A 21,256-nucleotide genomic window follows, 5' to 3' on the forward strand; every position below is an offset into this window, starting at 1 on the left:
CATGGGAATTGTGGAGATGGCGGGAATCGAACCCGCGTCCAACGGTGCGGAACCAGGGCTTCTCCGTGTGCAGTTCGCTGCGATTTTCTCGGCCCCGGCAATCACGCGAACAAGTCGCCGACGGGCTCAGTCACTGTTTGATTTCCTTCTGGACCCCGTGACCGGGTCTAGAAGTTTAGTTCCCTAGCTGATGCCAGGATCCGGGTCGGGAACAGTCCCCGGGCTGACACTTCGCAAGTCGCTACTTAGGCAGCGAGGGCGAAGGAATCGCGCTTGGTGTTGGCGATTATTGGTTGCGACATATGGTTTACGAGATCATTGCCGCTTCCTCGACACGCTTCCCCTGCTTCGACATCCGCTGTCGAAACCGATCATCCCCATGTTGTTTTTTCAAAACGCGCACCCTCTGTGAGGTGCGCTGCCCATGGTACGCGACCAACGGGCAAGGGTGCCAGCGTATTACCGCCGCTGGTCGCCGCGCCGTCCCTGGTCGCCGCGCCGCCGCTAGTCGCCGCGCTGCCGCCGCCTGGCCGCCGCGATCGCGCGGTTCGTCTCGCGGGTGTCCTGCTTCTCGCGCAGCGTCTGCCGCTTGTCGTACTCCTTCTTGCCCTTGGCCAGCGCGATCTCGCACTTCACCCGACTGTCCTTGAAGTACAGCGCGAGGGGCACGATCGTGTGACCCGTCTCCTGGGCCTTGGACTCCAGCTTGTCGATCTCGGCGCGGTGCAGCAGCAGCTTGCGCTTGCGCTTCGCCGAGTGGTTGGTCCAGGTCCCCTGCACGTACTCGGGCACGTGGATGTTGTGCAGCCACGCCTCGTGGCCGTCGATCTGCACGAAGCCGTCCACCAGCGAAGCCCGGCCCAGCCGCAGCGACTTGACCTCGGTGCCCATCAGCACCAGACCGCACTCGTAGGTGTCGAGGATGTGGTAGTCGTGCCGCGCCTTCTTGTTCTGCGCGATGAGCTTGCGCCCCGGGTCCTTGTCCTTCTTAACCTTTGCCATAGTGCGGCCATTTTCGCACTAGGACCCGCCCCCGAGGCCAGTCAATACCGTCTGGGCCCGCTCCTGGGCACGGCCGGTGACGGTGAGGTCGGGGGTGATGCCCCGGCCGTCGACGCTGTGTCCCGCGGGGGTGCGGTAGTGGCCGACGGTCAGCTCGGCGACCGAGCCGCCGGGGAGGCGGCTGGGCATCTGGACCGAGCCCTTGCCGAAGGTGCGCGAGCCGACGGTGACCGCGCGGCCGCGGTCCTGGAGGGCCCCGGTCAGCAGCTCGGCCGCGCTCATGGTGCCGCCGTCGACGAGGGCGACCACGGGTCTGGTGGTGTCCCCGCCCTGCTCGGCGTAGAGGGCGCGCTGCTTCCCCCGTACGTCGTAGGTGGCGACGAGCCCCCCGTCGAGGAGCGCGGACGCGGACCGTACGGCCTCGGTGACCAGGCCGCCGGAGTTGCCGCGCAGGTCCAGCAGGATGCCCGCGCCGGGTCTGGCCGCGCGGACCGCGCCGCGCACCCGCTCGCCCGAGCCCTTGGTGAAGGCCGCGATCCTGATCAGTACGTCCCCGCCGGGCAGGTCCCGCACGGTGACCGGTTCCGTGCTGAGCCTGGCCCTGCGCAGCGTCTCGGTCCAGAGCCGGCCGTCGCGCTCCACGCCGAGCGCGACCCGCGTCCCGGCCCGCGCGGCGCCGTCCCGGCCCGTCCCGTCGCCCCGCAGCAGCGCGACGACCTCGGGTACGGACCTCTCCGCGACGCGGCGGCCGTCGACCGTACGGAGCCGGTCGCCCTCCCTGAGCCCGGCGCGGGCGGCCGGACCGCCCGGCTGGACGCGGGCGACCTCGACGCGGCCGTCGGGGCCGCGTCTCGCCCACAGGCCGACGCCGGTGTACGCGCCGTCGAGCGCGTCCTCGAACTCCTCGTACTCCCCCGCGTCGTACACCGCGCCCCAGCGGTCGCCGCTGCGGCTGACGACCTCCTCGGCGGCCTCCGTGCCGGACTTGCCGTCGGCCACGGCGTCGGCGGCGGCGTCGGCGAGGGCGTCCCGGTCGACGGGACGGGTGCCCGGACCATTGCCGGGGCCGTCGGCGGGGGCGTCGCCGGGGCCTGAGCCGTCGGCCGACCCGGTGCCCGAGCCGCTGTCCACGGGGCCCCGCCCGTCCACGGCCGCGGAGACCGCACGGGTCTGTATGGGGGCCGCTTCCCCGTCCCCGCGCGGGAGGGAGTCGGTGGCTGCCGCGGTCGCGAGGACGCTCGCGAAGACCAATGTCAGGGCCGCCCCACGGCCGAATCCGCGGGGCCCGGTACGGAAGAGGTGGCCCGGCATGGCGCCGAGTCTAGGACAAGCGAAGGGCGCCGCACGGTCCGTCGACCGTGCGGCGCCCGGGGCACATGTCACACCTTCAGGTACTTGCGCAACGCGAAGAGCGCGGCGACCGCGGGCATCAGGAGCCCGATCGCCAGCACCAGCGGGAGCTTGGTCGCGATGGCGTCCCAGCCGATGAAGTCGACCAGCGGCATCTGCTTGGCCAGCTCCAGACCGTGGTCGATCATGAAGTAGCGGCCGAGGATCAGGAAGCCGCACGCGAGGGCGCCGCCGATCAGGCCGGCGAACGCGGCCTCCATGATGAACGGCATCTGGATGTAGAAGCCGGAGGCGCCGACCAGCCGCATGATGCCCGTCTCGCGCCTGCGGCTGAACGCGGACACCCGCACGGTGTTCACGATCAGCATCAGCGCGATGACCAGCATCAGTCCCATGACGACGAGGGCCGCCACGTTCATGCCCTCCATCATCTTGAAGAGCGTGTCCAGCGTCTCGCGCTGGTCCTGCACCGACTGGACGCCCTCGCGGCCCGCGAAGGCGGTCGCGATGACCTTGTACTTGGTCGGGTCGTGCAGCTTGATGCGGAAGGACTCCTGCATCTGGTCCGGCGTGATGGTGCTCGCCATCGGCGAGTCGCCGAACTCCTCCTTGTAGTGCTTGTACGCCTCGTCGGCCGTCTCGAACATCACCTTGTCGACGACGTCGAGCTTCTTGAGGTCCGTCTCGATCTGCTTCTTCTGCTGACCGGTGACGGCGCCCTTGGCACAGGTGGGGTTGGTCGCCGCGTCGTTCTTGTTGCAGAGGTAGATGGTGACGTTGACCTTGTCGTACCAGTAGGTCTTCATCGTGCTGACCTGCTCGCGCATGAGCAGCGAGCCGCCGAAGAGGGCCAGCGAGAGGGCGACGGAGACGATGACGGCGAAGGTCATCGTGAGGTTGCGCCGGAGGCCGACGCCGATCTCCGACAGGACGAACTGGGCGCGCATGGCGTCCTTTCAGTCTTTCGGTGCTTCTCGGCCTTCAGTGCTTCGAAGCCGCGGTGCTCAGATGCTCAGTGCTGGTAGCCGTAGACGCCGCGCGCCTGGTCACGTACGAGACGGCCCTGTTCCAGCTCGATGACGCGCTTGCGCATCTGGTCGACGATGTTCTGGTCGTGCGTCGCCATGATCACCGTCGTACCGGTGCGATTGATCCGGTCGAGCAGCTTCATGATGCCGACGGAGGTCTGCGGGTCGAGGTTGCCGGTCGGCTCGTCCGCGATGAGGAGCAGGGGCCGGTTGACGAAGGCCCGCGCGATCGCCACGCGCTGCTGCTCACCGCCGGAGAGCTCACCGGGCATCCGGTCCTCCTTGCCGCCGAGCCCGACGAGGTCGAGGACCTGGGGGACGGCCTTGCGGATCTCGCCCCTGGGCTTGCCGATGACCTCCTGGGCGAAGGCGACGTTCTCCGCGACGGTCTTGTTGGGGAGGAGGCGGAAGTCCTGGAAGACGGTCCCGAGCTGGCGCCGCATGTGCGGGACCTTCCAGTTGGAGAGTCGCGCGAGGTCCTTGCCGAGGACGTGCACCATGCCGTGGCTGGCGCGCTCCTCCCGCAGGATCAACCGCATGAAGGTCGACTTTCCGGAGCCGGAGGAACCGACGAGGAAGACGAACTCCCCCTTCTCGATGTCGAGCGAGATGTCCCGCAGCGCGGGGCGGTTCTGCTTCGGGTAGGTCTTGGTGACGTTGTCGAATCGGATCACGGGAACACCACGTCGGCCGGGGGTATGGGTGTGCGTGACCATACGCGAAGCGGACTGACCCGCGCAGTCGCCCTCCGCGGATGGTCCCGTGATGGGTGGATTGTCCGGGAACCGCAGGGGTGCGAATGGGGTCTTGACGGGCGGGCCGCGCCGAATTTCCGCGGAGCTGGCACAGTGGTAGGGGGAACGGTTGCGTTTCCCGGAGCGTTGTGCGGAGAGAACTGTGTAGCGGCTCCGCCGCGCGGGAGGAGGAGAGCGCATGACCTATGACCGACTGGTGTGCGCCAACTGCGCGTCGCCCGTCAGTGAGGGGCGCTGCCCGGTCTGCCGGGCGAACCGGGAGCGGCTCCAGCAGGAGGGTCCCTTCGGCGGGCTGAACCCGGTGGCGCTCGTGACGCTGCTGGTGCTGCTCATCGCCGCGATGGCCCTGCTGGCGCACCAGACCGCGTGAGCCGAGACGGCGCGCGGGCCGTACGCAGCTGTAGTACGTAGAAGAGGGGCCCGGGGGCGCTCAGTGCGCCGCTCCGGGCCCCTCTTCCGTCTACGTGCCGTCTACTGGCCGCTCACGGCCGTACGACCGCTCAGGCGGCTGCGCCGCGGCTCGCGACGAGGCGCGGGAGGATGCGGAAGCCGACGCCGCCCGCGATCATCGTCGCGGCACCGAGCACGAGGAACGTGGTCCCGGCCGCGCCGGTCTCGGCGAGCTCGTCCTTGGCCTCGCCCTGCTGGACGGGCTGGGAGCCGACGCTGTCGGTGTCGGTGTTGCTGTTGCCACCGGTGGTGGCGGAGCCGGCGCTGGAACCGCCGTCGGAACCCTCGGAGCTGCCACCGTCGGAGCCCTCGGAGCTGCCGCCGTCGGAGCCCTCGGTACCACCGGTCTGCTGGCCCTCGGCGGAGCTGCTGGACGAGCTGGAGCTACCGGACGTGCCAGACGTGCCGGTGGTACCGGACGTGCCCGTGGTCCCAGTGGTACCCGTCGTACCAGTCTCACCCGTGGTACCAGTGGTCCCAGTCGTACTGGTCTCACCCGTGGTACCGGTCTCACCGGTCGTACCCGTAGTCCCAGTGGTACCCGTCGTACCAGTCTCACCCGTCGTACCCGTGGTACCGGTCTCACCCGTGGTACCGGTCTCACCCGTCGTACCGGACTCACCGGTCGTACCCGTAGTCCCAGTCTCACCCGTGGTACCGGTCTCACCGGTCGTACCTGTAGTCCCAGTCTCACCCGTGGTACCGGTCTCACCCGTCGTACCCGGCGTGCCGGTGCTCTGCCCCGAGTCCACACCGCTCGCGCCCACGTTGTCCCCGCTGCCCCCACCAGACGTGGGGTCGTCGCCGTCGAGCCCGAGGCCCGCGTCGATGCCGCTCTCGTCTGCGGTGACCTTCGCCCCGATGCCGGCGATCTGCACGTCGGCGCCAGCGGCGGACGCCACACCCGCGACAGTCAGCGACGCACCCGCGGCGATCACCGCACCGGCCGCTATTCGAGCAACGCGGATCCGCGTCTTCTTCGTCATCTGCTGCTACCCCCAGTAGCTGTTCTCGTCAGTGGAGCAGCGCTCGGGGCGAACAGGCACCGGGGCCACTGGTTCACCTCAGTCCCCGTTCACACGCGCCCCAGAAACACGCATGCCGCGCGCCACCATTCCCCACTCCCAAGATTGCCGTCAAGCCCGTTCAGTGAGGATTGCCCCGTTTGGTTATGCTCTGGCAGGAGTATGTGAATACGACTGTGACGGAACCGAATCACTCGCGTCCACCCCGGCAACTCGCCGCGCCCGACGCCCTCGACCGCGCCCCGGCGTCCCGCCACTCCACCCCGCCGGGCACGCCCCTCACCGGACACTTTTACGGAAAGCGAGATCCGGGTTCACGGCATCCGGGTCCCGAAGGTGCAGGGAAACATCTCCGGAATGCCGGGAGATATAGAAGCCGCTCTCCGAATCACCCGAAAGGCCGCACACGCTCACGGGAAACCCCAGCGAAACCCAATCGTCACCCCCTGCTCTAGGGGTGTCGATTTTCCAATCAGCCGACGCCGAGACCGACCCGCCTCCGCTGCCGAACATTTCCGCGCAAGGAACCCCGGAGAAAACCGCTTTCCCATCGGAGAGGAAATCTACTTTCCGACGGTCAGTTGCAACCCAGCTTCCAACGATCATAGATTCATCCACGCCCGACTCGTCTCCTGATCCTTCACAAGAGACGAGACTGGCGAGGGCAGCGAAGGCGAGAATCACCCTCTTGGGTCTACTTGATCTCAATGGTTTCACTCCAAGAGACATAGAGCTCAACCGGCTTCTGCCCTGCCGGATGCATTTTCTTAAGCCCATCCGCGATCACCTTCATGGGGAGGAACGAATCACCCTCGCTGTATCCCTTTGCGGTTGGCATCCTCATCATGGATTCCCGGGTCATCGTGTCCTTCAAAGTAAAAGAGACTCGCGCCGACTTGCCCGACACGTCTCTTGAATCCAGCCGCGCGGAGAGGGAGTAGGAACCGAGCGCAGTGCTAGACAAATTGAAGGTGGATTCATCTTGAGTGAATCTCTGCCCAGAGGCCAGGCCGAAGAGATCTTCCATCACCTGAACCAATTTTCCGACTTCGGACAGATCGCTCATCCTTCGGTCATACGGCCGAGAACTGCCCACCTTCATTCCCTTCAGGTCCTTCCCCAGGAGAGATCTCACCTTGACAAGCCATCGCTGCTCCCGGATCTCCTGCGTGAATTCATCACCCTCGGAGAAAATCCACCGCTTCGGAGCCACCCCCAGAACCCATGCATGGAGAACAGCCTGAGAGGAGACATCCTCCACTCCAACCTTCAGATTCATTTTCCAAGAGTTCAGCGAAAGCTGGCAAGCCGCATCGCACGAATCATCCACTCCTCCGACGGATGAACGCGGCTTCTCGTCACTCTTATCCGAATCGTCCGGCTTGGAGTAGGTGTTGTGGTCCCCATGCCCGTCATTTCTCGGCTCAGACCGCCCGGTCCCATCGTCAATCCAGAGGCCGGTGGGGTCACTGTAGGTCACAGGGTTCTGGTTGGCATACGCGAATCCGTTCAGCGCCTGGTGCTGATCCGTGACCAAAGCGGGGTCGGCGCTGATGAACTGGCCCAGCACTGGATCGTACTCACGTGCGCCGATATGCGTCAGGCCTGTCGTTGTGTCCGCCGGCTTGCCCAGGAACGCCTTGTCATTGGGCCATGCGGTCTGCTTGGGGCCACGTGGGGCACCAAACGGCGTAACCTGCCGCTTCGCGAATGCCTGGGTCAAGCTGTCGATCTTCAACGTCCCGGTCCCATGGCTGTCGCCAGCGATGAATGACAACTGCGACACACCGGACTCATTGCTGCGGACGGCGCCGCCCACCCCCTTCAGGTACGACCGCGTCGCCCACGTCTTCTTCGTCGTCCCCGTGACCTTGTGGTGGATCTCCGTCGCCCCCAGGTACAGGACGCTCTCACCGTCGCCCGTCGCTGCCCGGCGGATCAGGAGCGTGCCCTCGGTGTCGTAGAGGTACGAGGTCTCCTTCGTGCCCTCCGTGAGCGTGGCGAGCTTGCCTTCGGCGTTCCACGTCAGGGTCTGGGCCGCGTTCGTCGGGCCCGGACGCCTCGTCGTGTTGCCTGTGGCGTCGTAGGTGTAGGTCGCCGTCGGCGCCGGATCGGTGACCTTGCAGTCCGCCTTCGTCGTCGCCTTCAGCGTGTGGGGCTGGGGCTGGCCCTTCTCGGGATAGCAGTACGTCGTCTTCGTCGGAGTGCCGGTGACCGGCGTCTCGGTCTCCGTCGCCCGCTGGCCGCCCGCCGTGTACGTGTACTGCGTGCGGTACGGGGCCGCGCCGCCCAGCGTCTTGCTCGTGCAGTCGTTCGCCGACGGGGTCCACGCCTCGGTCAGCCGACGGTGGCCGTCGTAGGTGAAGCACTGGACGTCCGTCTTGAGGGACGGGTCCGGGTTCGGAGTGTCAGCGATCTTGGTGACGTTGCCGGCCTCGTCATAGGTGTAGCTGAGGTCCTGCGGCTTGTACGGGGCCGTCGCCGCCATCGTGACGTACGAGCGCTTCAGCCGGTCCGTGCCCTCCTCGTACTCGTTGACCAGATCGGTCTTCTTCGCCTCCGCCGCACCCGAGACCGCCAGGGTCAGCATCTGCGGCTGCCCGATGGCGCTGTAGCGCGCCGCCTGGAGGTAGCCCGACGTTCCCGAGAAGACCTGCGTCGGCTGGCCGGTCGCGGTGTACCGGTAGTCGATCGTTTCCGCGGACAGGCCGCCCGCCGCGGGCTCCGTGGTCGTCCTGACCGTGCCGTCGAGGTTGAAGGTCGTCGCGAAGTCGTACGTCGCCTGCGCGGCCTTCGCCACCACCAGCGGGTCGTTCACGTCGATGGATAGCTGCGTCTTCGTCGCACGGTTAAGGACGTCGAACTCGGTGACGCTCTTCGTGTACGCCTTGCCTCCGTCGTACCGGGTAGAACTGGTCTGCTGCCCCTTGACGAGGGTGTCGAAAGTCCACGACGCCAGCTTGTTGGCGTCCTTGCTCTCGGTATGCCACAGGTCGGTCTTGCGACCCAGCGCGTCGTAGCCGTAGACCAGCCTTCTGTCTGCGGAGTCCTTGGACCAGTCGACCTGGTTGAGCACCGTGTACCCCGTGGTCGTGGTGCCCTTGTCCGGGTCCTTGGCCGACGTCTGGCGGCCGAAGAGGTCGTATCCGTACTCCCAGTTCGAACCGTCCGGGCCGGTGATCTTCGACTGCTTGCCGTCCGGCGTGTAGAAGAGGGAGGTCTTGGTGTACGAGGTGCCGAGCGCGCCGCCGTACTCCTTGTCCTCGGGGCTGGGGCCCGCGTACTCCCGACGCTCAGTCGTCCTGCCGAGCGCATCCGTGATCACGCGCGTCGCCTGACCGCCGACCGGGGCGCTGGTGGCCGTCGAGTCACCGGTGTAACTCGAAGCGGTCTCCCACTTCTTGACGCCGTACGCCAGGAACGTGCTGGTCGTCGCGCGCCCCGCACTGTCGTACACCGTGTTGGTCTGCTTGGGGCTGCCGCCGTACTCCAGACGCTGGTAGGCGGCGTTCGGGGTCTTCGTCGTGTCGAAGGCGTCCGCGTACGTCTCCTTCGCCAGGCCCCGCGAGTCGTAGCGGGTGTCGGTGAGCAGACGGCCGCCGTTGGGCGTGGGCTTCTGCGTCTGGAGGGGGCGCAGGAGGGAGTCGAAGATCTCGTACGTCGTGGCGACGGTGCTGGACGACTTGATGGTCGAGGTCGCGATCGCCGGGGCCTTGCCTCGTGCGAGCGTGTAGGCGTAGGTCATGCTCGCGCTCTGGCCCAACGCCTTGTCGCGGTTGGGCAGCCACACGCCCGTGAGGCGGCCCAGGCCGTCGTACGTCTGCTCCGTCTTCTTGGAGTTGGTGTCGAGCGTCACCAGCGGGACGCCGCGCAGGCCGTCCAAGGTGATGGTGGTCTTGATTCCCAGGGGCATGGTGACGGTCGTGCCGTTCGGCACGCCGGCTCCAATCGGCGCGTACGCCGTCGTGGTGGTGTTGCCCGCCGCGTCGGTCGCGGTCTGGGCACGGCCCAGGCCGTCGTACGTCACCTTCGTCGTCGTCTGCCACTCGGTCGGGTGCCGCTCGCCCGCGGTCGCCGCAGCCGGGTACTTGGCGGCACGGCCGGTCCAGGTCGCCTCGCCCTGGGTCGGCTTCTGGTCCGCCGACCAGGCAGTGGCCGCGTCGTAGACCGTGGCGGTGTCGGCGAGGACATTGCCCCGGTCGCCGGTGGACACGGGAAGCTTCAGATCCGTCTCGGCGGTGCCGCAGGGGCGGGCGACGGTCCGGGTGCGGGAGACCAGGCTGTTGATGCCCTCGGCGTCGTTCCGCGCGTACCAGGTCCTGGTGCAGGTGTCGTCGTCCGGTTCTTCCGTGCCGCCGGTGTTGTCGACCCTGAACGCCATCCCGTAGTCGTCGTACTTCGTCTCGGTGCGGTTGGTGCGCCACTTCTTGGACGCGTTGAGGAAGGTGTGCGTGAGGGTCCTGGCGGTGCGGACGTAGCGGGCCTCGGCGTCCGCGTACGACTTGTGCTGGATCGCGGTGGTCCTGGACCAGGGGTCGTTCACCGTGGTGGAGACAGGCACCGTGTCGTTGTAGGTGATCTGCTGGCGGGTGAAGCCCGCGTAGTGGTCGAAGTCGATCGCGTCCGGGACGTCGAGCGCGGAGAAGTCGATGCCCGGCACGTTCACGTCGTGCTCGGCGCCCGACTTGAGCCTGTCGCCGTGCATGCCCTGGAAGTAGCTGGTGACGGTACGGGACTGGGGCCCGGTGGCCGCGCCGGTGCGCACCGTCACCTTCTGGTAGCCGCGCCAGACCGACCAGGTGCGCTCGTCACCGGGGGCGAGCGGACTGTCGTTGTAGTGCCAGGCGGGGTTCTCGTAGGTGTAGGCGTACTCCATCAGCTCGCCGGGACCGGTCGGGTCGGCCACGTTCACGGCGGTGACGCGGTACTTGTGGAACCAGTCGAGCGTGGCGTTCTCGGCGCCGTTGACGTGCCAGTACTGCGGGTAGCAGGACGTTTCGTTGTTGTCCTCGGCCGTCGGCACCGACGAGCCGCGGACGCACTCGGGGCCGCTGTACGTGACCGTGGTGACCGCGCCGGTCTCGGAGGTGACCGTCTCCACGCGGGGACGGGTGAGCGGCGCGATGTTGCCGCCGCCCGGCTGGGTGCCGCCGGCCACGCGGTTGGGGCGCCTGGAGTAGGTGAAGTCGATCGGGTCCGTCGTGATCGGGGTGCCCGTGCGGCCCGTGCGCTGGATGCTCTTCAGGACGAGCGTCTGGTCCGAGGGATCGTCGCGGTCCTGGCCGTCGTCGAACCGCTGGGTGAGGGCCCAGGAGTCGACCGGGGTGTAGGCCGCGCCCTTGTAGGCGTAGGTGTCGACCTGGGTCAGGCGCTTGCGCGAGTAGAACGCCGGGCTCTCCACGAGGCAGTCGGCCTTGGCCTCGTCCTTGGAGCAGATGGCGTCGAAGGGCACGTCCGGCCAGTTCTTGGCGGTGTCCTCGGTGAGGTCGGTGCAGCCGCCGACGGTGCAGCGCTCGTCGTACCCGAAGGTGACCTGGTACGGGGCCTTGACGGTGAAGAGGCTGCCGGACCGCTGGCCGTAGAGGATCTTGCTCAGGTAACCGCTGTTCGTGTACGCGGTGTCGGCGGTGCTCGCCTTGTTCTTGCGGTAGTGGTTGGTGTTGGCGATGTACCAGTACGACATGGCGTTGTCGTGGGTGTCCTCGACGTAGTCGAGGTTCCACCGCCACGCCTGCTTGTCGACCGCGCGCTCGCCGAAGGTGTCGCCGTTCGCGTACCCCGGCTCGCCCGCGTCGTCGCCGAAGACCGGCACGGTCCAGACGGAGTTGGTGCGCTCGCCCTCGGGCGCGCCGTCCAGCTTGTTCATGCCGAAGACGTACTTCGTGCCGTCACCGGTGACGACGGTCCAGCGCTCGCCGTTGTCGTCGCCGTTGCCCGTACCGGTCTCCAGCGTGACGGTGGAGGCGTCGTCGTTCTTGAGGCGCCACTTGCCGCTCGTGTCGTCCTTGACCAGCTCGGTGGACCTGCCGTTCAGGACGAGGGAGGCGTTCTCGTACTTCCAGCAGAGGTCGTACTGGTCGTCGTGGCCGTCCTTGTCGCAGGAGCCGTACTGCCGCTCGATGTAGGAGACCGCGGAGAAGTCGAAGCCCTCGCCAAGGGACGTGCCCTGGTTGTTCGTGGCGGCCGTGCGGCCGTCGATGCTCCCGGAGTCGTACGACAGCTTGAGCGAAGGGGAAGGGCCCGCGGCGGGCTTCGGCGGATCCATCGGGTACGACCAGGTGAACGAGCCGGACGAGCCGCCGGACTCCCAGGAGGAGGACGCGGCGAGCGGCGTGGCCGAGTGGTCGCCCGTGCCCGTGGCGGACTGGCCGGAGCCCGCGGCGGTGACCGCGAAGAGGGTCGCGCCGCCGGCGAGGGAGACGTCCGAGGTGAGGGTGCGCGCGGTGGCGTTGTTCGTGGTCGGCAGCGGGACCGCCGACTGGCACTTGGCGGCCTTGGGAGTCGTCAGCGCGCAGGCGGGGAGCTGGACGAGGCGCAGTCGGCCGGACCAGCCGCCGCCGACGGAGGCGGCGAAGGAGGAGTAGTCGACGGTGAGCTTCGCCCTGCCGGGCTTGTCCGGCTCGGCGGTGAGCAGCACGCCCGTGACACCGAGTGCGTCGGTGGCCCTGCGGTCCAGGACGTCGACCGTGATGCTGCCGGGGGCCGGCGCCCTGCCGCTCGCGGGCGCGACGGTGACGGGGAGGCCGCCCGCCGTGGCGCGGCGCATGGGCGCGGCGGCAGTGGCGGCGGTACCGGGCGCCGTGAGCCGGACCGTGGCCCTGCCGGGCTTCGGCCAGGTCGCGGTCCGCTGCTCCTGGACGGCGCGTGCCTCGGACGCCGCGTCACGGGCCTGGGCCGTGCGGAGCCGAGCGCGGATCTTGGCCGCGCCCTCGCCGTTCGCCGCCGCGAGCTTGCTGACGCGCGGCTTGGCTACGGTCGGGCGGCCCGGACCGCCGTCGGCCGCCTGCGCCACGGGCGTGAGGCCCGTCGCGGGAACGGTGAGGACGACGGAGAGCGCGAGGAGCACGGCGGCTCTCACTCTGCCCGTTCTGCCCTTTCCGGTACGTGCTGTTGAACCCGTGCTCATGACTCAGACCCCCACGGTCCCGCGCGGGCGCGCGGCGAAATCGCCCCGGTCGTCGGGGCGGTACGAGAAGAAGAGAGGAATTGCCTTACCGGACAGGCGGATCGATCCCGCCGGATCGACCCGTCGGGCCCGTCCGAGGTCTCCCGGGCGGGCCCGACGCTGCCGCATCAGTCGTTGCCGACGACCTTTTCGAACTGGTCGGAGCCGGAGATCGCTCCTGCCCAGAGCCGGATCTCCTCGACCTTGCCGGGCAGGAAGTGGCTCCAGGCCGCGTCGCTGAAGCCCTTGCCGACGGTGAATTCACCCGCCCCGCTCACCGCGGTGTAGGCCGTCGCGGCATCGTTCATCGCGTTGCCCACGTACAGGCTGACGGTGGACCCGTCTTCCGTCGCGAGCGCGTCGAAGGTTCCGGTGAGCCTGACGCTGCTGCCCGTTTCGGCAGCAGCGTCGGAGGTGACCCAGGACTTGGTTCCGTCCTTGTTCACCCGCCCGAAGTGCCATACGCCCAAGGGAAGGGTGTACGCGTTGCCGTCGTCGTCGTGCCGTGTCTCCTTGCTCGTCAACTCGTACCAGAGACCCCAGGACGAGCCGTCGGCCGCGCGTTGGCCCGCGATCTGCCCGATGTAGCCGATGTCCTGGGCGAGGATCTTCGCCCGGTCCAACTGAACCTTGGTGGTGACGGTGAACGAACCGGTCGGGTCAACGATGGGGCTGGACGCGGAAGCTGCGCCGTTCGTCCCGTCAAGGGTGAGGGAATCGCCGTCCAGGGCCGCGCCGCCTTCCAGCGTCAGCGTGCGGCCGTAGCCGGACCGGACGTCCGCGAGGGTGGTGCCGGTGGCACCGGTGGCATTCCAGTCGGCCACGAGTTCCAGATTCGGCTGTCCGGACTCACCCGTCAGGGTACGTGCCTCGGTCGCCACTTCGGCCGGAGTCAGAACCCGCTGCCACACGGCGACTTCGTCGACGCTGCCGTCGAAGAAGTTCTTGGGCGAGCCAAGATACTTTCCGGCCCCGATCCGCATCGGACCGGGCGATGCCAAGTTCGAGGTCCGTGTCGACTTCGCCTGAAGCTGACCGTTCACGTAGATCGCCAGTTCCTTGGAACTGGGGTTGTAGGTCCCGGCCACATGCGTCCACACCCCGATTTGAGGCGCTGCTTTGGAACTGCTGCCCCAGTACGACGCGCCGTCGTCGGCGTCGGCGACCCTCACCCCGAAATACCATCGGTCCAGCTTTTTTTCGTATCCGAAGTAGAAGGGGGTGCTCACGACTCCGTCCTGAGAGACCAGAGCCATGTGATCGGCCTTGGAATCCAGCCTCGCCCAGGCCGAGACGGTGTACGCGGAGCGTGTCTCCAGCACCGGTCCCGCCGTGGTCGCGTGCGGACCGCCACTCAGCTTGAGGCCCTTGTCGACCTTCGGCTGAGTCAGTTCCTTGCCCTCGTCGTCGAACCAGATCTCGCCCCGGCGCCCCCGGGCGTCCCGCACCGCACCGGCCGACAGCGTCGCATCGTCCCGGCTCGCCGCATCGGACGCGGAGGAGTCCACCGCCACCCCGCTGTCCTCGTCGAAGTGCCACCGGCCCACCGGCCCGTCGCCCTCCTTGACGAGGAAGGACACCACGGCGGGCTCACCCTGCCTCTTGGCCGTGTCCCAGGCCCGGACCTCCAGGTACTGCGTACCGCTCTGTTCCGGCGTGAGGTACTGGTTCAGCTTGCCCGCCACCGCGTTGAGCATGGGGGTCCAGGGGGCCGTCGAGGACAGCCTGTACTGGTAGCTCACGATGGAGGCGCTCGTGTCCGCCGCTGAGGGTGCGAACGAGAACAGTCCGTTCTTTCCCGGACCGCCGCCGGGCAGGCAGGACGTGGTCGTGCACAGGGTGTACGGCGTACTCGTAGTGACCTGCGGTGGCTTCGGGGCGGTCGTGTCCACCTTGAAGTGGCACATGACGCTGCCGGTCGAGATCTTGGCGACCACCTCGGTACCGGGATACGCCCAGTTCCACGACTGGACCCGGTAGACCGGCCCTTCCTTCAGCTTCGCGGTCGCGGGAACGGACGCGGTCGTCGTCATGCCGTTCGTGACGAACCCGGAGGTCGGGGACTTGAAGTCGGCGACCTTGACCCAGCCCTCGCTCGTCTGCTCCTCCACCACGAACCGCGTCCGCAGCTGCGCCCCGACGGACCCTCCGGGAACCGTCCTGGCCACAGCCTTGAGCTGCGGCGTCGGGCTGGTGGAGGTCGAAGGGTCAGCGATCTTGGAAGAACAGGCGACCCCCGTACCCGCCGTCAGCCCGAAGGGGCTCGGGTAGTTGGGGATCCCCACGTAGTCCACGACCAGCTCGGCGTCGTTCTTGAACCGCTTCCACGCACTCGGGTCGCCCTCGTCGTGGGCCCTGACCTGGAGCGTCAGCCGCGCGAACTTGCCGACCGCGAAGTCGCGGACGGTCTCCGTGAGGTTCTCGTTCGTCTCGGCGGCGTTGTCGGTGAAGTCGATCGGCGCGTCCGGCTGGTCCGGGTCGCAGAGCGAGCCCCGGCCTGCGGAGACGTTGCGGTCCACCATCAGGTCGAGCTCGGCGGGCCGGGTCGACCAGGACGTGGAGGACGAGATGTTGTTCGTGCGCACCAGGTCCACCCAGCGCGGGTCGCACTGGAAGGCCCACGGCTCGGTGACCCGGAAGGTGGCGCCCAGGACGTGCTTGCCCTTCAGCGCTTCCGGGGCGAACTCGTAGTACAGGCGCTGCACGTAGCCGGGGCCGCAGTAGTAGCCGCTCCAGTTGCCGCACTTGCCGACGCCCTTGCCGTTCGTGCCGCCGGCGTCGTCGGAATTGTCGAAACCGTAGTCGCGGTGGCCGTCCGAGCGCAGCAGGGTCCGCTCCGACTCGCCCCAGGCGATCGTCGGGTCGATGTAGAGCGGGTACGCCTTGGTGTCGGTGTTCGCCAGCATCTTGGCGTCGGGCGCCACGCTGATCTCGTCGGCGCCGACCTTGATCGGCAGCTCGGCGAAGCCGTCGCCGGGGCCGGGGCCTCGGGTCGGGTCCTCGGCGGCGGAAGCGGAGGCGGAGGGGGAGGCGGCCGAGCGCGCGGCGGGGCTCGCCGCAACTGCCGCCTGGGTCTTGTCGCCCGCCGAGTCCCACATCTGCGCCGGAGGCGAGGAGAACACCTCGTTGGCGTTCGCGTCGACCGCGGCCATGCCGCCGCCCTTGGTCTGCGCGACCTTCAGCCGGGCCGCCTTGAGCGAGAAGGTGACCTTCTTCAGCTCGGGGCTCGCCGCGGCCTTGGGCGTCTTGACGACCAGGAGTTCCTTGAAGCCCTCCGCCGTGGCGGTCATCCGCAGGTCGACGTCCGGCAGGACGTTCGCGTACACGGCGCTGTCGCCGTCGAGCGTGGGCTTGGGCAGCTTGTCCGGCCAGCCGAGGGAGAGCGAGCGGCCCTCCCGTACGACCTTCACCAGCGCGTCCCCTTCGCCCCCGCCCGAGAAGGTCAGGTCGACGGCCGCGGCCTTCGGCGCGATCGTGCCGTCGGGGCGCGTCTCCAGCGTGGCGTCCGGCTTCATCCACGAGCCGCTGCGGTCCCGCACGCGGACGGGGGCGACCGCCTGCTCCAGGCGCATGGTGCGGCCGTCCGGGTTCGCGTACGTGGTCGCGAACTCCGTCCGCTCCCCCACGACCTCGACCCGCTCGCCCGTCTCCGCGGCCCGCTTCATCGCCCGCTGCCCCTCGGACTCGCCCGTCTTGGGCTGTCCTGCGGACGGTGCGGCGGTCGGCGCCGCGTGTGCGAGTGCAGGCGCGAATACGGGGAGTCCGGCCATGACGACCGCCCCCGCCGCGACAGCTGCCACGGTTCTTCGGCGCGAACCGCGCCTGACCTTTTCGAGCATGACTGAAACAGCCCCCACCCCTGAGAGAACGCTCGCTCCGAGCGCACCGCATCATGTCGATCACAGTGAGTGCATGTCAATGGATATTGAAGCAAACGAAAGCCATCGCGAAAGCGAATGATGGCCTCGTGGGCGCTTATGTTCGGATATCGGAAAGTCGGGAATCTCGATGGGGCTCCGCATGCGAACGGGCCCCCACCGATAAGCCGGTGGGGGCCCGTCGTTCTCGCGCTGATCGCGCGAGGAAACGCCTACTTCTCCTGCTGCTTGCGCCAGCGGATGCCCGCCTCCAGGAAGCCGTCGATCTCGCCGTCCAGGACGGACTGCGGGTTGCCGACCTCGAACTCCGTGCGGAGGTCCTTGACCATCTGGTACGGGTGCAGGACGTACGAGCGCATCTGGTTGCCCCAGGAGTTGCCGCCGTCGCCCTTGAGGGCGTCCATCTTGGCCTGCTCCTCCTGGCGGCGGCGTTCGAGCAGCTTCGCCTGGAGGACGTTCATCGCGCTCGCCTTGTTCTGGATCTGCGAACGCTCGTTCTGGCAGGAGACCACGATGCCGGTCGGGATGTGCGTGATGCGCACCGCCGAGTCGGTGGTGTTGACGCCCTGGCCGCCGGGGCCCGACGCGCGGTAGACGTCCACGCGCAGCTCGGACTCGTCGATCTCGACGTGGTCGCTGGACTCGACGACCGGCAGCACCTCGACGCCCGCGAAGGACGTCTGGCGGCGGCCCTGGTTGTCGAACGGCGAGATGCGCACCAGGCGGTGCGTGCCCTGCTCGACCGAGAGCGTGCCGTAGGCGTACGGCGCCTTGATCACGAAGGTGGTGGACTTGATGCCCGCCTCTTCCGCGTACGAGGTCTCGTAGACCTCCGAGGGGTAGCCGTGGCGCTCCGCCCAGCGCAGGTACATGCGCTGGAGCCGCTCGGCGAAGTCGGAGGCGTCCACGCCGCCCGCCTCGGCGCGGATGTTGACCAGCGCCTCGCGCTCGTCGTACTCGCCGGAGAGGAGCGTACGGACCTCCATCTCGTCCAGCGCCTTGCGGACGGACTCCAGCTCGGCCTCCGCCTCGGTGCGGGTGTCCGGGTCGTCCATCTCCTCGGCGAGCTCGAAGAGCACCGCGAGGTCGTCGATCCGGCCGCGCAGGGCCTCGGTCTTGCGGACCTCCGCCTGGAGGTGCGAGAGACGGCTCGTGATCTTCTGCGCCGCCTCCGGGTCGTCCCAGAGGGACGGCGCCGCCGCCTGCTCCTCAAGCGCGGCGATATCGGCCCTCAGCCTGTCGAGGTCCAGGACGGCCTCGATCGACCCCATGGTCGAGGAGAGGGACTTCAGCTCTTCGGATACGTCGACGACTGCCACAGCACAAGCGTAACGGCTCGCGCCGCGGGCGTTCCCTGGCCGGGGTCACCAAGAGGGCTCCGGCCGGGACCGCCCGGCTCCGCTAGGGCTCCGCCGGTGCCGAGTGCCCCGGGTCGTCCGGCTTCGCGTCCTCGCCGTCGCCGCTCGTCGCGAGCCAGCCGCCCACGCCCACCGCCGCGAGCAGCACCACAGCGGCGGCGCCCAGCGCGATGCGGCGCTTGCGGACCGCGCCCGGCTTGTTGCGGGCGGAGCCGGGGCGCGGCCTGCCGGGAGACCGGGGGGCGCGTGCCGTGCCGCGCGCGCCGCCCGCGAGCTCGTCGGGGCCGGGTACGCGCATCGAGGTGTGCGTCTCGCGGTTGGAGTCCGGGGCGGGGCCCGGGACCAGCGGCACCGCGCCGCTGCGCCGGGGCTCGGCGGGGACGTACGGGGCGGTGGGCTCGGCGTACGCCTCTTCGTCGGCGTCCGCGTCGGCGTCCGGCTCGTCCACGTCGAGCGGCGGCATGCCCGCCAGCATCGGCAGCAGCTCGCGCAGGCGCGCGGAGAGCTCGGAGGCGCGCAGTCGGGACGCGGGCGCCTTCGCCAGGCACTGGATCATCAGCTGCCAGAGCTCGTCGGGGATGCCCGGCAGCGGCACGACGGTCTCGGTGACGTGGCGGCGCAGGACCGCGCCGGGATGGCCGCCGCCGAAGGGCGTGAAGCCCGCCAGAAGCTCGTACAGGACGGTGGCGAGGGCGTAGATGTCGACGGACGCGCGCGGCGGCAGGCCCTCGACGATCTCGGGCGCGAGGTAGTCGGGCGTCCCGATGATGCGGGTCGACTTGGTGCGGCGCGGGGTGTCGATGAGCTTCGCGACGCCGAAGTCGGTGAGGAGCGCGGGGTGGGCGCCGCCTGGGCCCAGCGGCCCCTCCATGTCCAGGAGGATGTTCTCGGGCTTCACGTCGCGGTGCACGACGCCCGCGGCGTGCGCGGCGGACAGCGCGTCAGCCACGTCGGCGGCGATGGCCACGGCGGCCTCGGGCGCCAGGCGGCGCTCGCGGTCCAGGCGGGTGCGCAGGTCGGTGCCCCGGACGAGGTCCATGACCAGCGCGAGGTCGTTGCCGTCGACGACGAGGTCGCGGACGGAGACGATCCGGGGGTGGTCCAGGCCGAGCAGGGCGGTGCGCTCCTGGACGAAGCGGCCGACCAGTTCCTGGTCCGCCGCCAGGTCCTCGCGCAGGAGCTTGACCGCCACGGGGCCCTCGGGGCCCTCGCCGAGCCAGACCGTGCCCGCGCTGCCCCGGCCCAGGATCTGGTGGGCGGTGTACCGGCTGCCGATGTTCCGTGCCAAGACTGCTCCCTCAGCGGCTGGCGTTGCGCCCTCAAACTACCCGGGTGTCGGGCGCCCCAGTGCCTCGGATCCCGGTAATCGGGCAGGGATCCGAGGCACGGAGGTGGAAATGGCGGGACCGGCGCCCGCCGCGGCGGGACCGGCGGTGGCGGGGCCGGTGCCTACTGGCCCTTGTTGCCGGTCGTGTCCCCGCCCGTGCCGCTGTCCGAGCCGCCCAGGTCCGAGATCCAGCCGCTCACCTTCGAGAAGCCGTCGGAGATGGCCTGCCAGAAGCTCTTGCCGTCGGCGATCCAGTCCTGGAGCGGGGTCAGCTCCCAGATCAGCCAGGCCGCGACGACGAGCACGACGACGGAGAACAGGCAGCCCTTGAGGCAGCCGAGCCCGGGGATCCGCATCGGGTTCGCACTGCGCTGCCTGGGCTGGCGCGGCGCCGGGGGCTGCGGTGCGGGCGGCTGCGGGGCCTGCGGCTGCGGTGCGTACTGCTGCTGGTGCGGCGGCGCGTACTGCTGCTGCGGGGGGTACTGCATGTGCGGCGGTTGCTGGGGCGCGTACTGCTGCTGCGGGGGCTGCTGGCGGCGCTGCGGGGCCTGGCGGGGCTGCTGTCCCTGGTGGGGCTGCTGCCCCTGGTGAGGTGGCTGTCCCTGGTGGGGCGGCTGCTGCGGACGCTGCTGCGGCTGCTGAGGATGCTGCTGCTGGCGCTGGGGGCGGCGGCGCAGCGGGTCCTCGCTCGGGTCGAGGTACTGGACCTGGGTCTGCTCGTTGCGGTCCCGGGCGGCGCGCATCTGGGACTGCCAGGGGTGCGGGTCCTCGGGGGTCTGCTGGCCGTGCTGGCCCGGCCGGCCCTGCGGTACGGGCGGCATGACCGCGGTCGGGTCGGCGTCCGGGCGCGGGGCGTTCGTCGGCAGGACGCTGGTGGGCGCCGCGGGGTCGTAGGAGCCCGCGTTGCTCGGCAGCACCTGCGTCGGGTCGGCGGCGCCCGGGGTGTCCGGGACGGGGACCGGCGAGGGGGCGGGCGTCAGCAGCGCGCCGACGCCCTCGGCCGCGGCGATCTGCGCGGAGGTGGAGTGCACGCCGATGCCGTCGGCGACGACGCGCAGGCCCCGGGCGAGGTTCTCCGCGCTGGGGCGGCGCTCGGGGGACTTGCTCAGGCAGCGCTCGATGACCGTCCAGAGCGGGCCCGGGACGGTGGAGGGGCGGCGGGGCTCCTCGCTGAGGTGGCGGTGGAGCACTTCGAGCGCCGTGCCGCCCGCGAACGGCGGACGGCCCGTGACCAGCTCGTACAGCAGGATGCCCGCGCCGTAGATGTCGACGGCGGAGGTCTGCGGGCGGCCCTCGGCGGACTCCGGCGCCACGTAGGCGGGGGTGCCGACGAACTCGTGGGTGCGGGTCAGGCCCGGGGAGTCGGCGAGGCGGGCGATGCCGAAGTCGGTGAGCATCGGCTTCATCGCGCCGTCGCGCTCGTCCAACAGGACGTTGGCGGGCTTGAGGTCGCGGTGGACGACGCCGTCGGCGTGGCTGGCGGCGAGCGCGTCCGCGATCTGGGCGGTGAGGAGCGACGCCGCGACCGGGGTCATCGGGCCGTTGCTGCGGATGTAGTGGTGCAGGTCAGGGCCCTCGACCAGGTCCATGACGAGGGCGAGCAGATCGCCCTCGACGACGAGGTCGCGGGTGCGCACGATGTTCTCGTGGGTGAGCCGCAGGAGGACGGAGCGCTCCCTGAGGAAGCGCATCACCACGTCCGCGTCGTTCGCCAGCTCCTCCTTGAGGACCTTGATCGCGACGGTCTCTCCCGGCTGACCCGCGACGGCCGCCTCGGCGCCCGCGGTCTCACGCTGGCGGGCCCGCCAGACGGTGCCTGTGGCGCCGCGTCCGAGCGGCTCCTCAAGCAGGTACTTGCTGCCTACCGGCCGCACGTCATGCGCTCCCTGCTGATCGTGGTCCTTGCGAGTCCCCCGGC

General features: G+C 69.3%; 11 protein-coding genes and 1 other RNA gene. 1 reads left to right on the forward strand and 11 read right to left on the reverse strand.

Features of this window, described 5'->3' with window-relative positions:
* Positions 1 to 8: 8 nt before the first annotated feature.
* The 5 genes from ssrA to ftsE all read right to left on the reverse strand — a co-directional run bounded on the left by ssrA (position 9) and on the right by ftsE (position 4,054).
* Positions 9 to 379: a transfer-messenger RNA gene (gene ssrA, locus ACIBNE_RS18915) on the reverse strand.
* Positions 380 to 504: 125 nt separating this feature from the next.
* Complete coding sequence (gene smpB / locus ACIBNE_RS18920) at positions 505 to 1,002, reverse strand: SsrA-binding protein SmpB (RefSeq protein ID WP_399272841.1); 498 nt, start codon at positions 1,000 to 1,002, stop codon at positions 505 to 507.
* Positions 1,003 to 1,020: 18 nt separating this feature from the next.
* Positions 1,021 to 2,313, reverse strand: coding sequence for a S41 family peptidase (locus ACIBNE_RS18925; RefSeq protein WP_399272842.1), 1,293 nt, complete (start codon positions 2,311 to 2,313; stop codon positions 1,021 to 1,023).
* 68 nt (positions 2,314 to 2,381) lie between these two features.
* Positions 2,382 to 3,299 (reverse strand): permease-like cell division protein FtsX, encoded by a 918-nt coding sequence (gene ftsX, locus ACIBNE_RS18930; protein WP_399272843.1) that lies wholly within the window; start codon positions 3,297 to 3,299, stop codon positions 2,382 to 2,384.
* A gap of 65 nt (positions 3,300 to 3,364) precedes the next feature.
* Entirely contained in the window at positions 3,365 to 4,054 is a 690-nt protein-coding gene (gene ftsE / locus ACIBNE_RS18935) for a cell division ATP-binding protein FtsE (RefSeq protein WP_399272845.1), read from the reverse strand.
* Positions 4,055 to 4,313: 259 nt separating this feature from the next.
* Here ftsE and ACIBNE_RS18940 point away from each other — a divergent pair, with 259 nt between their 5' ends.
* The gene (locus tag ACIBNE_RS18940) at positions 4,314 to 4,505 is read left to right on the forward strand and encodes a hypothetical protein (RefSeq protein ID WP_399272847.1); all 192 of its coding nucleotides are present in this window, start codon (positions 4,314 to 4,316) and stop codon (positions 4,503 to 4,505) included.
* Positions 4,506 to 4,635: 130 nt separating this feature from the next.
* Here the strand turns inward: ACIBNE_RS18940 and ACIBNE_RS18945 are convergent, their stop codons facing one another.
* From ACIBNE_RS18945 to ACIBNE_RS18970, 6 genes are all read right to left on the reverse strand, one after another.
* Positions 4,636 to 5,571 carry a hypothetical protein gene (locus ACIBNE_RS18945; RefSeq protein WP_399272849.1) on the reverse strand — a complete coding sequence of 312 codons (936 nt, stop codon included), beginning with the start codon at positions 5,569 to 5,571 and terminating at the stop codon, positions 4,636 to 4,638.
* A gap of 733 nt (positions 5,572 to 6,304) precedes the next feature.
* Positions 6,305 to 12,688, reverse strand: coding sequence for an RHS repeat-associated core domain-containing protein (locus ACIBNE_RS18950; RefSeq protein WP_399272851.1), 6,384 nt, complete (start codon positions 12,686 to 12,688; stop codon positions 6,305 to 6,307).
* A gap of 215 nt (positions 12,689 to 12,903) precedes the next feature.
* Positions 12,904 to 16,575, reverse strand: a complete 3,672-nt coding sequence (locus tag ACIBNE_RS18955) for a LamG-like jellyroll fold domain-containing protein (RefSeq protein ID WP_399272853.1) — start codon at positions 16,573 to 16,575, stop codon at positions 12,904 to 12,906.
* 290 nt (positions 16,576 to 16,865) lie between these two features.
* Positions 16,866 to 17,972: a peptide chain release factor 2 gene (prfB, locus tag ACIBNE_RS18960; protein WP_399272855.1), complete on the reverse strand. Its 1,107-nt coding sequence runs from the start codon at positions 17,970 to 17,972 to the stop codon at positions 16,866 to 16,868.
* Positions 17,973 to 18,054: 82 nt separating this feature from the next.
* Entirely contained in the window at positions 18,055 to 19,299 is a 1,245-nt protein-coding gene (locus tag ACIBNE_RS18965) for a serine/threonine-protein kinase (protein ID WP_399272857.1), read from the reverse strand.
* A 161-nt stretch (positions 19,300 to 19,460) separates the two neighbouring features.
* A complete protein-coding gene (locus ACIBNE_RS18970) occupies positions 19,461 to 21,212 on the reverse strand; it encodes a protein kinase (RefSeq protein WP_399272859.1) in 1,752 nt (583 codons plus the stop codon).
* Between the last annotated feature and the right edge of the window lie 44 nt (positions 21,213 to 21,256).

The sequence above is a fragment of the Streptomyces sp. NPDC050504 genome (assembly GCF_044458065.1).
Classification (GTDB): Bacteria; Actinomycetota; Actinomycetes; order Streptomycetales; family Streptomycetaceae; genus Streptomyces.